The sequence below is a fragment of the Cupriavidus laharis genome, assembly GCF_914271435.1.
Taxonomy (GTDB): domain Bacteria; phylum Pseudomonadota; class Gammaproteobacteria; order Burkholderiales; family Burkholderiaceae; genus Cupriavidus; species Cupriavidus laharis.
Genome location: NZ_CAJZAI010000001.1, coordinates 648,142 through 661,942, shown reverse-complemented (window position 1 = coordinate 661,942; position 13,801 = coordinate 648,142). Strand labels below are relative to the sequence as shown.

At 65.9% G+C, this 13,801-nt stretch carries 12 protein-coding genes; 2 read left to right on the top strand and 10 right to left on the bottom strand.

What is annotated here, in order from left to right; translation table 11 throughout:
- Window positions 1-119: 119 nt before the first annotated feature.
- The 7 genes from eno to LDO29_RS02975 all read right to left on the bottom strand — a co-directional run bounded on the left by eno (window position 120) and on the right by LDO29_RS02975 (window position 6,996).
- Window positions 120-1,409: a phosphopyruvate hydratase gene (gene eno / locus LDO29_RS03005; RefSeq protein ID WP_224078298.1), complete on the bottom strand. Its 1,290-nt coding sequence runs from the start codon at window positions 1,407-1,409 to the stop codon at window positions 120-122.
- Window positions 1,410-1,505: 96 nt separating this feature from the next.
- On the bottom strand, window positions 1,506-1,799 hold the full coding sequence (locus LDO29_RS03000) for a DUF1330 domain-containing protein (RefSeq protein ID WP_224078297.1): 294 nt from the start codon (window positions 1,797-1,799) through the stop codon (window positions 1,506-1,508).
- Between the two features lie 83 nt (window positions 1,800-1,882).
- A complete protein-coding gene (gene kdsA, locus LDO29_RS02995) occupies window positions 1,883-2,752 on the bottom strand; it encodes a 3-deoxy-8-phosphooctulonate synthase (protein ID WP_224078296.1) in 870 nt (289 codons plus the stop codon).
- A 26-nt stretch (window positions 2,753-2,778) separates the two neighbouring features.
- Entirely contained in the window at window positions 2,779-4,431 is a 1,653-nt protein-coding gene (locus LDO29_RS02990; protein ID WP_224078295.1) for a CTP synthase, read from the bottom strand.
- A gap of 117 nt (window positions 4,432-4,548) precedes the next feature.
- Window positions 4,549-5,355, bottom strand: a complete 807-nt coding sequence (locus LDO29_RS02985; RefSeq protein WP_224078294.1) for an alpha/beta fold hydrolase — start codon at window positions 5,353-5,355, stop codon at window positions 4,549-4,551.
- Between the two features lie 13 nt (window positions 5,356-5,368).
- Window positions 5,369-6,190, bottom strand: a complete 822-nt coding sequence (locus LDO29_RS02980) for a peptidase (protein WP_224078293.1) — start codon at window positions 6,188-6,190, stop codon at window positions 5,369-5,371.
- A gap of 137 nt (window positions 6,191-6,327) precedes the next feature.
- Window positions 6,328-6,996: a TetR/AcrR family transcriptional regulator gene (locus LDO29_RS02975; RefSeq protein ID WP_224078292.1), complete on the bottom strand. Its 669-nt coding sequence runs from the start codon at window positions 6,994-6,996 to the stop codon at window positions 6,328-6,330.
- Window positions 6,997-7,093: 97 nt separating this feature from the next.
- Here LDO29_RS02975 and LDO29_RS02970 point away from each other — a divergent pair, with 97 nt between their 5' ends.
- A complete protein-coding gene (locus LDO29_RS02970; protein WP_224078291.1) occupies window positions 7,094-8,740 on the top strand; it encodes an acyl-CoA dehydrogenase family protein in 1,647 nt (548 codons plus the stop codon).
- 50 nt (window positions 8,741-8,790) lie between these two features.
- Window positions 8,791-10,290 carry a class I adenylate-forming enzyme family protein gene (locus tag LDO29_RS02965; protein WP_224078290.1) on the top strand — a complete coding sequence of 500 codons (1,500 nt, stop codon included), beginning with the start codon at window positions 8,791-8,793 and terminating at the stop codon, window positions 10,288-10,290.
- Between the two features lie 38 nt (window positions 10,291-10,328).
- Here the strand turns inward: LDO29_RS02965 and LDO29_RS02960 are convergent, their stop codons facing one another.
- From LDO29_RS02960 to LDO29_RS02950, 3 genes are all read right to left on the bottom strand, one after another.
- On the bottom strand, window positions 10,329-11,168 hold the full coding sequence (locus LDO29_RS02960; protein WP_224078450.1) for a transglutaminase family protein: 840 nt from the start codon (window positions 11,166-11,168) through the stop codon (window positions 10,329-10,331).
- A gap of 72 nt (window positions 11,169-11,240) precedes the next feature.
- Window positions 11,241-12,194 (bottom strand): alpha-E domain-containing protein, encoded by a 954-nt coding sequence (locus tag LDO29_RS02955; protein WP_224078289.1) that lies wholly within the window; start codon window positions 12,192-12,194, stop codon window positions 11,241-11,243.
- A gap of 47 nt (window positions 12,195-12,241) precedes the next feature.
- Window positions 12,242-13,717, bottom strand: coding sequence for a circularly permuted type 2 ATP-grasp protein (locus LDO29_RS02950; RefSeq protein ID WP_224078288.1), 1,476 nt, complete (start codon window positions 13,715-13,717; stop codon window positions 12,242-12,244).
- Between the last annotated feature and the right edge of the window lie 84 nt (window positions 13,718-13,801).

The window sequence follows — 13,801 nt, the reverse complement described above, 5'->3', positions numbered from 1 at the left end:
TCATGACTACCACGTCTACCACGTCATTCCCGCGCATACCCAAAGGGCACGTGGGCGGGAATCCAGCGTCGCTGAAAGCCACTGGGTCCCCGCCTACGCGGGGACGACAACCGCAGGCATTAGCGCAGGTTGTAGAACGCGCTCTTGCCCGGGTAGCTGGCGATATCGCCGAGGTCTTCCTCGATGCGCAGCAGCTGGTTGTACTTGGCGATGCGGTCCGAACGCGACAGCGAGCCGGTCTTGATCTGGCCGGCGTTGGTGCCCACGGCGATGTCGGCAATGGTGCTGTCTTCGGTTTCGCCCGAACGGTGCGAGATCACGGCGGTGTAGCCGGCGCGCTTGGCCATCTCGATGGCGGCGAACGTCTCGGTCAGCGTGCCGATCTGGTTGATCTTGATGAGGATCGAGTTGCCGATGCCCTTTTCGATGCCTTCCTTCAGGATCTTGGTGTTGGTCACGAACAGGTCGTCACCCACCAGCTGTACGCGCGTGCCGAGCTTCTCGGTCAGCGTCTTCCAGCCATCCCAGTCGCCTTCGGCCATGCCGTCCTCGATCGACACGATCGGGAACTTGTCGCACAGGTTGGCCAGGTAGTCGGCGAACTGCGTCGACGACAGCTTCAGGCCTTCGCCTTCGAGCTGATACACGTCTTCGGCTTCGTGGTAGAACTCGCTCGCAGCGCAGTCCAGCGCCAGCAGCACGTCCTCGCCCATACGGTAGCCGGCCTTCTCGACGGCCTGGACGATGGTATTCAGGCACTCCTCGTTGGACGAGAAGTTCGGAGCGAAGCCGCCCTCGTCGCCCACGGCGGTGGACATGCCCTTGTCGGCCAGGATCTTCTTCAGCGCGTGGAAGACCTCGGCGCCGCAGCGCAGGGCTTCACGGAAGCTGGTCGCCGACACCGGCATGATCATGAATTCCTGGATGTCCAGGCTGTTGTTGGCGTGCGCGCCGCCGTTGACGATATTCATCATCGGCACCGGCATCTGCATGGCGCCCGAACCGCCGAAATAGCGGTACAGCGGCAGGCCGGCCTCTTCGGCGGCAGCCTTGGCCACGGCCATCGACACGGCCAGCATGGCGTTGGCGCCCAGGCGGCTCTTGTTCTCGGTGCCGTCCAGGTCGATCAGGGTGCGGTCCAGGAAGGCCTGCTCGGAAGCGTCCAGGCCCATGATGGCTTCGGAGATCTCGGTATTGATGTGCTCGACCGCCTTCAGCACGCCCTTGCCCAGGTAGCGGCCCTTGTCGCCGTCACGCAGCTCGATGGCTTCGCGCGAACCGGTCGAAGCGCCCGACGGCACTGCCGCGCGGCCCATCACGCCGGATTCCAGCAGCACGTCGCATTCGACGGTGGGGTTGCCGCGCGAGTCGAGAACCTCGCGACCGATGATATCTACGATTGCACTCATGAATTCCTCTCTGACTGTTGATTCTTGCTGCTGCTGATTACTGCAACCTGCTCGCGTGTCACGGCGATGTCACGCGCCTGGAAAAGGCTCGGCGGCTCAGGCCGCGCCCTCGACAACGATCATGTTCATGTGCGCCGCATGCTCGCGTGCCTTGCGGGCAGCGCGGTAAGCCTCCCCATCATGGAAGGCCTTGGCGGCTTCGAAGCTCGGGAACTTCAGTACAACGACGCGGGTCGGCGCCCATTCCCCCTCAAGGTTCTCGGCCTTGCCGCCGCGCACCAGCACTTCCGCGCCATGGATCTGCATGGCCTTGCTGGAAAGCACCTTGTATGCCTCGTACTGCTGGGGGTCGGTCACGTCGATGTACGCGATGATATAGCCCGCGGCCATGCTGTATCTCCCGATGTTTTGTATTGTCTTTCGATACGGTTTGTCACGGCCGGACCAGCGGCCGCGACAAACCGGGGGCCTGCTCAGGCGCAGGCGGGCCAGCCGAAGTTGTCTTCAAGGAAGCCGGCACGCTTGACCAGCGTGTCGAGGTCCTTGAGCACGGCCAGCAGTTCCTTCATGCGCGACAGCGGCACCGCGTTCGGGCCATCGGACATGGCCTTGCTCGGGTCCGGGTGCGTTTCCATGAACAGCCCGGCCACGCCGGTGGCCACGGCCGCACGCGACAGCACGGGCACGAACTCGCGCTGGCCGCCCGAACTGGTGCCCTGCCCGCCCGGCAGCTGCACCGAGTGGGTGGCGTCGAACACCACCGGGGCGCCGGTCTCGCGCATGATCGCCAGCGAGCGCATGTCCGAGACCAGGTTGTTGTAGCCGAAGGACACGCCGCGCTCGCAGGCCATGAAGACGTCGTCCGGCAGGCCGGCTTCGCGCGCGGCGTCGCGGGCTTTGTCGATCACGTTCTTCATGTCGTGCGGCGCCAGGAACTGGCCCTTCTTGATGTTCACCGGCTTGCCGCTCTGGGCGCAAGCGCGGATGAAATCGGTCTGGCGGCACAGGAACGCCGGCGTCTGCAGCACGTCCACGACCGCCGCCACCGGCTTGACCTCATCGATCTCGTGGATGTCGGTCAGCACCGGCACGCCGATCTCGCGCTTCACGGTCGCCAGGATCTCCAGGCCCTTCTCCATCCCCAGGCCTCGGAACGACTTGCCCGACGAACGGTTCGCCTTGTCGAACGACGACTTGTAGATGAACGGAATACCCAGTTCGCCGGTAATCTTCTTGAGCTCGCCGGCGGTATCCAGCGCCATCTGCTCTGACTCGATCACGCACGGGCCGGCGATCAGGAAGAACGGCTTGTCGAGGCCAGCCTCAAATCCACAGAGTTTCATGACAGTCTCCTGCTCGGCGCCCGGTTTCAGGCGCCCTTGCGCTGCTGGCCGGCCAGCGCGGCTTCGACGTAGGCCTTGAACAGCGGATGGCCGTCACGCGGTGTGGAGGTGAATTCCGGGTGGAACTGCACGCCGACGAACCACGGGTGCATCGACTCCGGCAGTTCCATCATCTCGGGCAGGTTCTCGGTCGGCGTGCGCGCGGAGATCACCATGCCGGCGTGTTCGAGCATCGGCACATAGTGGTTGTTGACCTCGTAGCGGTGACGGTGGCGTTCGTTGACCTCGGCACCGTAGATCGACGCCGCCTTGGTCCCTTCCCTCACCGGCACGCGCTGCGCGCCCAGGCGCATGGTGCCGCCCAGGTCCGAATTGGCCGAACGCTGCTCGACCTTGCCTTCGCGGTCGACCCACTCGGTGATCAGCGCGACCACCGGGTGTTCGGTTTCCAGGTTGAACTCGGTCGAGTTGGCGTCGCCCATGCCGGCCACATGGCGGGCAAACTCGATCACGGCGAGCTGCATGCCCAGGCAGATGCCCAGGTACGGGATCTTGTTCTCGCGGGCGTACTGGATCGCGCGGATCTTGCCTTCCGTGCCGCGCTTGCCGAAGCCGCCCGGCACCAGGATGGCGTCCAGCGGGGCCAGCACTTCCAGGTGCCCCGATTCCAGCTCCTCGGAATCGATGTACTCGATGTTCACGCGCGTGGCGGTATGCATGCCGGCGTGGCGCAGCGCCTCGATCAGCGACTTGTACGACTCGGTCAGGTCGACGTACTTGCCGACCATGCCGATGGTGATCTCGTGCTGCGGGTTTTCCTGCGCGTTGACCAGCTTCTGCCACATCGACAGGTCGGCCGGCTTCGGGTCCAGGCGCAGCTCTTCGCAGATCAGGCGGTCCAGGCCCTGCTCATTGAGCATCTGCGGGATCTTGTAGATGCTGTCGGCATCCCACACCGAAATCACGGCGTCCTGCGGGATATTGGCAAACAGCGAAATCTTGGCGCGCTCGTCGTCCGGAATCGGTCGGTCGGCGCGGCACAGCAGTGCGGTCGGCGAAATGCCGATTTCGCGCAGCTTCTGCACCGAGTGCTGCGTCGGCTTGGTCTTCAGCTCGCCGGCGCTGGCAATGAACGGCACCAGCGTCAGGTGCACGAACGCGCAGCGGTTGCGGCCCATGCGCAGGCTCATCTGGCGCGCGGCTTCCAGGAACGGCAGCGATTCGATGTCACCCACGGTGCCGCCGATTTCCACCAGTGCCACGTCGGCCTTGCCGTCGTGCGAGGCGGCGGCGCCCCGCTCGATGAACGCCTGGATCTCGTTGGTGATATGCGGGATCACCTGTACGGTCTTGCCCAGGTATTCGCCGCGGCGCTCCTTGCGGATCACCGATTCGTAGATCTGGCCCGTGGTGAAGTTGTTCGACTTGCGCATCTTGGCCGACACGAAGCGCTCGTAGTGGCCGAGATCGAGATCGGTTTCCGCGCCGTCTTCCGTGACAAACACCTCGCCATGCTGGAAGGGGCTCATCGTGCCGGGATCGACGTTGATGTAGGGATCTAGCTTGAGGAGGGTGACTTTGAGGCCGCGCGACTCAAGAATGGCCGCGAGCGAGGCAGCAGCGATGCCCTTGCCGAGAGAAGAGACGACGCCACCGGTGACGAAGACGAATTTGGTCATAAACCGAGCTTGCCGGGGAAATCGGGATTATACATGAGACCCCGTCCCCCGCAGGCCCGGAAATTGTGACACGCGCCGGTCCGGATGCCCGCCTGCGGCGCATCCGCCGCTTGCCGCTCAGCGTCCGTCGCGCCGCATTCCCGCGATGAGTTCGCGGATCAATTGCGCCGTCTCCAGCGGCCGTTCCATCGGGTACAGATGGCCGCCTTCGATGAAGCGCAGGTTCTCGCCGACAAGCTTGCGCGTGGCGGCAAGACCACATTGCCGCACCTCGCGCGAGCGCGTGCCGGCCACGAAGCCGACCGGCACTGGCGCGCCGCGCGCCACCTTGCGGCCCAGGCTGGTCGGCAGGGTGCGGTAGATCCAGTATTCCACCTCGCGGTTGAAGCGCAGCTGGCGCTCGCTGTCCTTGCCGGTCGGCTCGGTGCCGTGCAGCGCATAGTCGCGCAGCATCTCCTGATCCCATACCGCGAAGTTGGGCTTGGAACGGAAATGCTCCCACACCGCTTCCGCATCGGGCCAGCGTGTGCGGCGGTTCCTGGTGACAGCAGCCGGGCCGGGCTTCTCGTCCATGCCGAGCCACTGCACGGTCTTCAGCAGCGACGCGCGCCAGCCGGCGATGATCGGCGAATCGAGCATCACCACGCCGCGCACCCACTCCGGGCGCCGCAGTGCGGCCATCAGCGACAGGAAACCGCCCAGCGAATGCCCGACCAGCCACACCGGCTCGCGGTACTGGTGCTGCAGCGAATCAAGCAGTTCCTCGACGAGGTGCGGCCAGCCGCGCGTCACCGGGTATTCAGGCCTGTGCCCGTAGCGTTCGACGGCGCGGAACTCGAAATCGTCCTCGAGTTCCGCGAACAGCTTCCGATAGGTCGACACCGGAAAACCGTTGGCATGGGAAAAATGGATGATCTCGCGCATTGCCCTGCCCCGCTCAGTCCTGCGTGCGCGAACGCTCGCGCTTGGCCCGCACCGGCTGTCCCCAGCGGTCGGCCTCGCCCATGCGCGCCAGCGGAAACTCGGCCTCGCGCGAGGCATCCCACTCCGGGTCGTTGATCTCGCCGAACACCTGGCGCAGGCGCTGCCCCCAGGTGTCGCGGATCATGCGGAAGTACGCGTTCTTCTCGTCGATATTGACGAAGCGCGTGACCCGCAGCGCGTCGGCCTCATAGACCAGCAGGTCCAGCGGCAGGCCCACCGAGATATTCGACTTGAGTGTCGAATCCATCGAGATCAGCGCGCACTTGGCGGCCTCGCCAAGCGGCAGCGACGGATGCACGACACGATCGATGATCGGCTTGCCGTACTTGGCCTCGCCGATCTGGAAATAGCAGTTCTCGGGCGTGGCCTCGACGAAATTCCCCGCCGCGTAGACGTTGAACAGTCTCACGCGCTCGCCGCGGATCTGACCGCCGAAGATCAGGCTGACATTGAACTCGATGCCGGCATCGCGCAGCGCATGGGCATCGCGCTTGTGCACCTGGCGCACGGCATCGCCGACGATGGATGCTGCCTCGAACATGTCCCGCGCAGTCCACAGCGAGCGCTTCTCGTCCCGCCCCTCGGCCAGGATCTGGCGCACCGACTGGCTGATGGCCAGGTTGCCGGCGGTCAGCAGCACCATCACGCGGTCGCCGGGCTCTTCGAACACCGTCATCTTGCGCGCGGTGGAAATCGCGTCGACACCGGCATTGGTGCGCGAATCGGAAAGGAATACCAGGCCGGCGTCGAGCCGCATGGCAACACAGTAGGTCATGGTTTGTCGGGTTCACTCGGAACCGTGCGGGGTTGCAGCGGGAATTCTAGCGCCCCGCGGGCGTGCTGCGGGCACCGGCATCACCGGTTTCGAGACAGTGTTCGGATTTCCCGTCCGGCGCCCGGCACGGGCCTTCCTCAGGCGTCAAACCGGTGCATTCGGTAGGCCAGTGGCGCCACCACGGACAGGTAGCCATGCACCGCGGTGCGCAGCATGCGCTGCATGGCCTGCGGATCAGGCGGCCGCGCCGACGTCATCAGCGACTGGGAAACCAGGCTGTAGGTCATGGCATGCGCGGCAAATGCGGCCTCGGCCGTCAAGGCGTCTGCCGGCCAGTCGGCACCGGCGCTCAGCGCTGCTTCCCATAGCTGGACGAACTCCGCATAGAGACTCCGGAATGCCTCCACGCCGGAGACCTTGCGCTCCAGCAGGAACAGGGCTGTCCACTGTTCGGGTTCGGCCAGCGGCGCCGCGCACTGGGCCTGCAGCAGGGCATCGACGCGATCGGGCAACGGCTGCCCGCGCGTGGCGTCGATGCTTTCGCTCATGGCCGATGCGATGTCCTTGATGCGCAGGTGGATGCAGACCGCGGCCAGCGCTTCCTTGCTCGAGAAGTATTCGTAGAAGCTGCCGATACCCACGCCGGCCAGGGCGATCACCTGGCGGATGCTGACCTTGTCATAGCTCTTCTCGACAAGCAGCCGGACAAACGCTTCACGGATGGCATGCGCCGTGGCGCGGGCGCGCGACTGCGCCGGCTTGCGGCGCTGCGGACGATCAGGAGCACTGGGGGGCGCTGGCTTCATCTCGGAAAAACCCGAACACCGTCGGGCAGGCTCGTTCTTATACTCGTTGGCCATGCAGGCTGCCTTATAGAGGCGGCCATCCATCGGAGACACGCACATGAACCAGGGCACGCACGAAGTCACCAACGTGGTGACAGAGCTGCACGATTATAACGTCTACACCACCGACATCGCCCTGCAGGAGGCGGTGCGGCGCGCCGACGGCACCGGCCACGAGGCCGAGCTCGCTGCCTACGGCGCACGCCTTGGCAGCGCCGAAACGCTGCGCATGGCCGAGGACGCCAACCACTTCAAGCCCGAGCTGCATACCCACGACCGCCAGGGCCGGCGCATCGACCGCGTCGAGTTCCATCCGGCCTGGCATGGCGTGATGCGCCTGCTGCGCGAGCAGAACCTGGTGTCGCAACCGTTCTCCGACCCGCGCCCCGGCGCATGGGCCGCCTATGCCGCCGGCTTTTCGATGCACGGGCAGATCGAAGCGGGCTCGCAATGCCCGAACTCAATGACCTTCGCGTGCATCCCCGTGCTGCAGAAGGAGCCCGAACTGTTCGCCCAACTGGCGCCCAAGCTCTATTCGCGCCGCTACGACGCGCGCAACATCCCGCTGGAACAGAAGGACTCGATCCTCGTCGGCATGGGCATGACCGAGAAGCAAGGCGGCTCCGATGTGCGTGCCAACAGCACGCGCGCTGTGCCGGTGCATGGCGAAGGACGCGGCGGCGAATACGAGATCACCGGCCACAAGTGGTTCTTCTCTGCGCCGATGTGCGACGCGCACCTCGTGGTGGCGCGCACCGAGAGCGGCCTGTCATGCTTCTTCGTGCCGCGCTATCGCCTGGACGGCAGCAAGAACGCCGTGCAAATCCAGCGCCTGAAGGACAAGATCGGCAACCGCTCCAATTCCAGCAGCGAAGTCGAGTTCCACGGCGCCTGGGGCCGCATGATCGGCGAAGAAGGCCGCGGCGTGCCGACCATCATCGAGATGGCCACCTACACCCGCCTGAACTGCGTGATGGGCAGCGCCGGCCTGATCCGCCAGTGCCTGGTGCAATCGCTGCACCACGCGCGCGAGCGCCACGCCTTCGGCAAGCGCCTGGCCGAGCAGCCGCTGATGCGCAACGTGCTGGCCGACATGGCGCTGGAAAGCGAAGCCGCCACGCAGCTCATGATGCGCCTGACCGAAGCCTTCGCGCAGGCCGCGCAAGACCCGCTGCAGCGCGCCTACCAGCGCATCGTCACCCCCGCCGCCAAGCTGTGGGTGGCCAAGCGCAGCATCGAACTGTCGGCCGAGGCCATGGAAGTGTTCGGCGGCAACGGCTACATGGAGGAAAGCCCGGTGGGCCGGCTCTATCGCGAAACGCCGGTGATCTCGATCTGGGAGGGCTCGGGCAACGTGATGGCGCTCGACATGCTGCGCGCTGTCGGCCGCGAGCCCGATGCCATGCACGCGCTGCTCGACGACCTGCACCATGCGTTTGCCGGTGACGCCCCGCTGCGCGCGCAAGTGGCAGCGCTGGCCGACGCATTGGGCAAGCCCGCTGAAACGCTGGAAGCCCAGGCGCGCCGCCATGCGCAGCAACTCGTGCTGCTGGTGCAGGCGCGCCTGCTGCGCGAACATGCGCCGCAGGCCATGGCCGACGCCTTTATCGCCAGCCGCTTCGATGCGCAGTGGGGCCGCATCTTCGGCATGCTGCCCGAAGGCTCGCCGCATAAGGCCATCCTGGCGCGGGCGTGGCCGGTATAAGCGAACCAAAACAAGCAAACCAGAAGAGAAAAACGGGAGACAAGCCACCTATGAATATCGTCGCGCTGTTCGACAGCAACGCCCGCAAATACCCTGACAAGCCGCTGCTGCGGCATGCCGGGCAATCCGTCAGCTATGCCGAGGCCGATGCGCTGTCACGCCGTGCCGCCGCCGTGCTGGCCGCACAGGGCGTGCGCGCCGGCGACCGCATCGCCATCATGTGCTTCAACACGCCAGGCTTCGTCGTCGCAATGCTGGGCGCGTTGCGGCTGGGCGCGGTGGTCGTGCCGGTCAACCACAAGATGCAGGCCCCGGAAGTCGACTACATCCTTGCGCACGCCGGCGTGAAGGTGTGCGTGTTCGACGGCGCGCTGGCGCCGGTGATCGCACGGCTGCAGACGGCCGTCACGCTGCTGGCCACCGACAGCGTGCCCGAAGGCTGTCTCAGCTTCGACGAGCTGGTGGCAGCAGCCACGCCCACCGACATCGCGCCGCCTGCCGACGACGACATCGCCGAGATCCTCTACACCTCCGGCACGACCGGCAAGCCCAAAGGCTGCCTGCTCAGCCACCGTAACGTGTGCCAGGCCGCGCTAACCACTGCCGTCGCGCTCTCGATGACGCGCGACGAGCGCACGCTGATGGCCATGCCGCTATGGCATTCGTCACCGCTCAACAACTGGTTCCTGGGCACGCTCTACGTGGGCGGTACCGTGATCCTGCTGCGCGAATACCATCCGCTGCATTTCCTGCAGGCCGCGCAGGACGAGCGCGCCACGCTGTATTTCGGCGCCCCGGTGTCCTACCTGCTGCCGCTGCAGTCGGGGCTGGACGTCGCGTCGTACGACCTGCGCTCGATCCGGGCGTGGATCTACGGCGGCGGCCCGATCGGCGCCGACACCGCCCGCCGGCTCGCCAGCGCCTACCGGAGCGACCGCTTCTTCCAGGTCTTCGGCATGACCGAGACCGGCCCGTGCGGCACCGTGCTCTACCCCGAGGAACAGCTGGACAAGGCCGGTTCCATTGGCCGCGTTGCCACACCGGGTGTCGACCTGCGCGTGGTGCGCGAAGACGGCAGCGAAGCCGGTGCCGATGAAGTGGGCGAGATCTGGCTGAAGGCCGACTCGGTGATGCAGGGCTACCTCGACAACGAGGCCGCCACCAGCGCCGTGCTGCAGGACGGCTGGTACCGCAGCGGCGACCTGGCCCGCCGCGACGCCGAAGGCTTCCTGTTCATCGTCGACCGTGCGAGGGACATGATCATCACTGGCGGTGAAAACGTGTACTCGAAGGAAGTCGAGGACGTGCTGCTCGCGCATGCCGACATCCAGGATGCCGCGGTAATTGGCCGCCCGCACCCCGAATGGGGCGAAACGGTGGTGGCAATGCTGGTGCCGAAAGCCGGAACGCAGCATGACCCGGAAGCGCTCAAGGCCTTCGTCGGCGAACGACTGGCACGCTACAAAGTGCCGCGCGAATTCGTTGTGTGCGAGCAGTTGCCCCGCACACCCACCGGCAAGCTGATGAAACACCTGCTGCGCACCGCCTAGGTGAAGTGCCGCACCAGCACGGTGCAGCGCGCGTCACTTCAGTCGATCAACGGCGTGATGGCGATATTCACCTGCAACGTCTCGCCGCCACCGCCTTCGAGGATGCCCCGGACCGGTGCGGCGGACTGGTAGTCGCGCCCCACGGCAAGCCGCACATGCCGGTGGTCCGTGACGCAACGGTGCGTGACGTCGATGCTGCACCACAGGTCCTGGCCCGCATCGAGGCAGACATCCGCCCAAGCATGGCTGGCCAGCTCCGTGGCGGCCGGATCGTAGAAGTATCCGCTCACATAGCGCGCGGGAATGCCGAACGCGCGGCAGGCCGCCACCATTACCTGCGCCTGGTCCTGGCACACGCCGCTGCCCAGATGGAACGCCTCGGCGGCAGAGGTGCCGACGTGAGTGGTATTGGCCGCATAGCGCACGCGTTCGGTAATGCCGCCGGCCAGCGCGAGCAGCGCTGGCACCTCATGCCCCGCTGCCAGGAAAGGCGCCGCAAAGGCCTGCATCTCGGGCGGCGCCGTGGTGAGCGGCGTACCGCCGATGAAGTACAGCGGCGACACGCGCGCCTCACCCGCGGCAGGGGCATCGCGGAACGCGTGGTGGCCGTCCCGTTCGGCGACATCATGCGGCGGCGTGACCTGCACCTCGCCAATCGCGGTAATGGCAATCGTGTCGGCCGGGCGACTGATGGTGAAGTTGTGGACGATATTGCCGAAGCCGTCGCGCGCCTCGGACAGGTTGCCAGGCGCCTGCAGCTCCCAGGCCTGCACGGCCTGCAGCGGGCCCGAGCGCGGCGCCAGCCGCAGTTCGTGCACGCTGCGCCGCACCGGCTCCGCGTAGCGGTAGACGGTCTGGTGATGGATCTTGTATTTCACGGTATTCAGAGCGCCGCGGCGACGACTGCTGCACATGGCGTCCTCCTCGCGGCGTCCGGTCGGCGGCCAGTCCTAGGCCGCCAGCAGCGGCACCAGGAAATCACGGCTGATGCCGTTGCCGAGGTCGCCGATGCGCTCCAGGAAGCTCGTCAGGAAGGCGTGCAGCCCGACGGCAAAGATGTCGTCGATGCGGGCATATTTCAGGTCGGCGTGGAGTTTACCAGCCTGCCGCTCGGTCTCTCCCGATTGCTGGTTACCGACCAGCGCGAGGATAGCCACCACCTCATCCATGCTCGACACCAGCGAGCGCGGCATGTCCGGGCGCAGGATCAGCAGCTCGGCCACGCGCTGCGGCGTGATCACCGCGCGGTAGACCTTGCGGTAGACCTCGAAGCCCGACACCGAACGCAGTACCGCGGCCCAGTGGTAGAAGTCGTTCTGCTCGCGGTTGGGGTCGCTGTCGTCGGAGCCCGATGACTGGAACTTCACGTCGAGGATACGCGCGGTGTTGTCGGCGCGCTCCAGGAAGGTGCCGAGCCGCATGAAATGGAAGGCATCGTCCTTCAGCATGGTGCCGAACTGCACGCCGCGCGCCAGGTGCGAACGGAACTTGACCCACTCGAAGAAGCGCGACGGGTCGTCCTGCAACTCTCCGTCCGCGATCATGCGCTGCACTTCGAGCCATGTGGTGTTGACCGTTTCCCAGACCTCGGTGGTGAGCGAGCCGCGCACCGCGCGCGCGTTCTCGCGCGCCGCTCGCAGGCAGCTCATGATGGACGATGGGTTGGTCATGTCGCGCACCATGAAGTCGATCACGTCGTCGCGCGTCAGCAGTCCGTACTTGTTGTCGAATGCACGGGTCAGCTCCGAAATATCGAGCATGGCCCACCAGCCCTGCTCCGCCACTTCCGCGGACTGCGGCAGCAGCGACGTCTGGTAGTTGACGTCCAGCATGCGCGCGGTGTTCTCCGCGCGTTCGGTATAGCGCGCCATCCAGAAAAGATGGTCGGCGGTGCGGCTCAGCATGATGGTTTTCCTCGCAATGCGGTCTTGGCGGCTTGGTGGCGGAGGGCTCAGCGCTCCAGCACCCAGGTGTCCTTGGTGCCCCCGCCCTGCGAGGAATTCACCACCAGCGAGCCCTCGCGCAGCGCCACGCGCGTCAGCCCGCCCGGCACCATGCGCACCTCCCGCCCCGACAGCACGAAGGGACGCAGGTCGATATGGCGCGGCGCGATGCCCGATTCCACATAAGTCGGGCAAGTGGACAACGCCAGCGTCGGCTGGGCGATGTACTGCTCCGGCCGCGACTTCACCACCTCGCGGAAGGTATCGATCTCCGCGCGCGTGGCCGCCGGGCCCACCAGCATGCCGTAGCCGCCCGCGCCATGGGTTTCCTTGACCACCAGGTCGGCCATGTTGTCGAGCACATACTGCAGGTCGTCCGGGCGGCGGCACATATAGGTCGGCACGTTGTTGAGGATGGCCTCCTCGCCCAGGTAGAAGCGGACCATGTCGGGCACGTACGGGTAGATCGACTTGTCGTCGGCCACGCCCGTGCCGATGGCATTGCAGATGGTCACGTTGCCCGCGCGGTAGACCGACAGCAGCCCGGCCGCGCCGAGCGAGGAATCGGGCCGGAACACCAGCGGATCGAGGAAATCGTCGTCCACGCGCCGGTAGATCACGTCGATGCGCTGCGGGCCCTGCGTGGTGCGCATGTAGAGATGGTCGTCCTCGACGAACAGGTCGCTGCCTTCCACCAGCTCCACGCCCATCTGCTGCGCCAGGAACGCGTGCTCGAAGTACGCCGAGTTGTACATGCCCGGCGTCAGCACTACCACGGTCGGGTCGGAGATGGCCTGTGGCGAGACCCCGCGCAGCATGTCCAGCAGCAGGTCGGGATAGTGGGCCACCGGCGCCACCCGGTTGCGAGCGAACAGGTCCGGGAACAACCGCATCATCATCTTGCGGTTTTCGAGCATGTACGACACGCCAGAGGGCACGCGCAGGTTGTCCTCCAGCACGTAGAACTCGCCCTCGCCGGCGCGCACCACGTCGATGCCGGCCACGTGCGCATAGATGTCGCGAGGCACGTCCACGCCGAGCATCTCGGGCCGGTACTGCGCGTTGTTGTAGATCTGGTCCGGCGGGATCACGCCCGCGCGGATGATGTCCTGGCCATGGTAGATGTCGTGGATGAAGCGGTTCAGCGCCGCCACGCGCTGGCGCAGGCCCTTCTCCAGGGTGGCCCACTCGCTGGCGGGAAAGATGCGCGGGATCACGTCGAACGGAATGGTCCGCTCGGTGCCACTGTTGGACTCGTCCTTGTCGCCGTAGACGGCGAAGGTGATGCCCACGCGCCGGAAGATCAGGTCCGCCTCGGCGCGCTTGTTGGCCATGGTGTTTTCGGACTGCCGCGCCAGCCAGTCCGAAAACTGCCGGTAGTGCGGCCGCACCAGACCGCCCGGCAAAGCCTGCCCCGCCTGGATGACGGTATTCCTATCGTCATCCCGCCAATCCAGCATCTCGTCGAAATAACGCGCCGCCATGATGGCCCTTCCCTCCGTGAAATGGGGGACGTCCTGGTCCGCCTGGCCTGCCGGCATCCCGCCGGAATCGCCGCCCCCTTGTTT

Excerpts from the sequence above, each read along its gene's own strand:
- eno (WP_224078298.1), bottom strand. The coding sequence starts at position 1,409 with ATGAGTGCAATCGTAGATATCATCGGTCGCGAGGTTCTCGACTCGCGC.
- LDO29_RS03000 (WP_224078297.1), bottom strand. The coding sequence starts at position 1,799 with ATGGCCGCGGGCTATATCATCGCGTACATCGACGTGACCGACCCCCAG.
- kdsA (WP_224078296.1), bottom strand. The coding sequence starts at position 2,752 with ATGAAACTCTGTGGATTTGAGGCTGGCCTCGACAAGCCGTTCTTCCTG.
- LDO29_RS02990 (WP_224078295.1), bottom strand. The coding sequence starts at position 4,431 with ATGACCAAATTCGTCTTCGTCACCGGTGGCGTCGTCTCTTCTCTCGGC.
- LDO29_RS02985 (WP_224078294.1), bottom strand. The coding sequence starts at position 5,355 with ATGCGCGAGATCATCCATTTTTCCCATGCCAACGGTTTTCCGGTGTCG.
- LDO29_RS02980 (WP_224078293.1), bottom strand. The coding sequence starts at position 6,190 with ATGACCTACTGTGTTGCCATGCGGCTCGACGCCGGCCTGGTATTCCTT.
- LDO29_RS02975 (WP_224078292.1), bottom strand. The coding sequence starts at position 6,996 with ATGAAGCCAGCGCCCCCCAGTGCTCCTGATCGTCCGCAGCGCCGCAAG.
- LDO29_RS02970 (WP_224078291.1), top strand. The coding sequence starts at position 7,094 with ATGAACCAGGGCACGCACGAAGTCACCAACGTGGTGACAGAGCTGCAC.
- LDO29_RS02965 (WP_224078290.1), top strand. The coding sequence starts at position 8,791 with ATGAATATCGTCGCGCTGTTCGACAGCAACGCCCGCAAATACCCTGAC.
- LDO29_RS02955 (WP_224078289.1), bottom strand. The coding sequence starts at position 12,194 with ATGCTGAGCCGCACCGCCGACCATCTTTTCTGGATGGCGCGCTATACC.
- LDO29_RS02950 (WP_224078288.1), bottom strand. The coding sequence starts at position 13,717 with ATGGCGGCGCGTTATTTCGACGAGATGCTGGATTGGCGGGATGACGAT.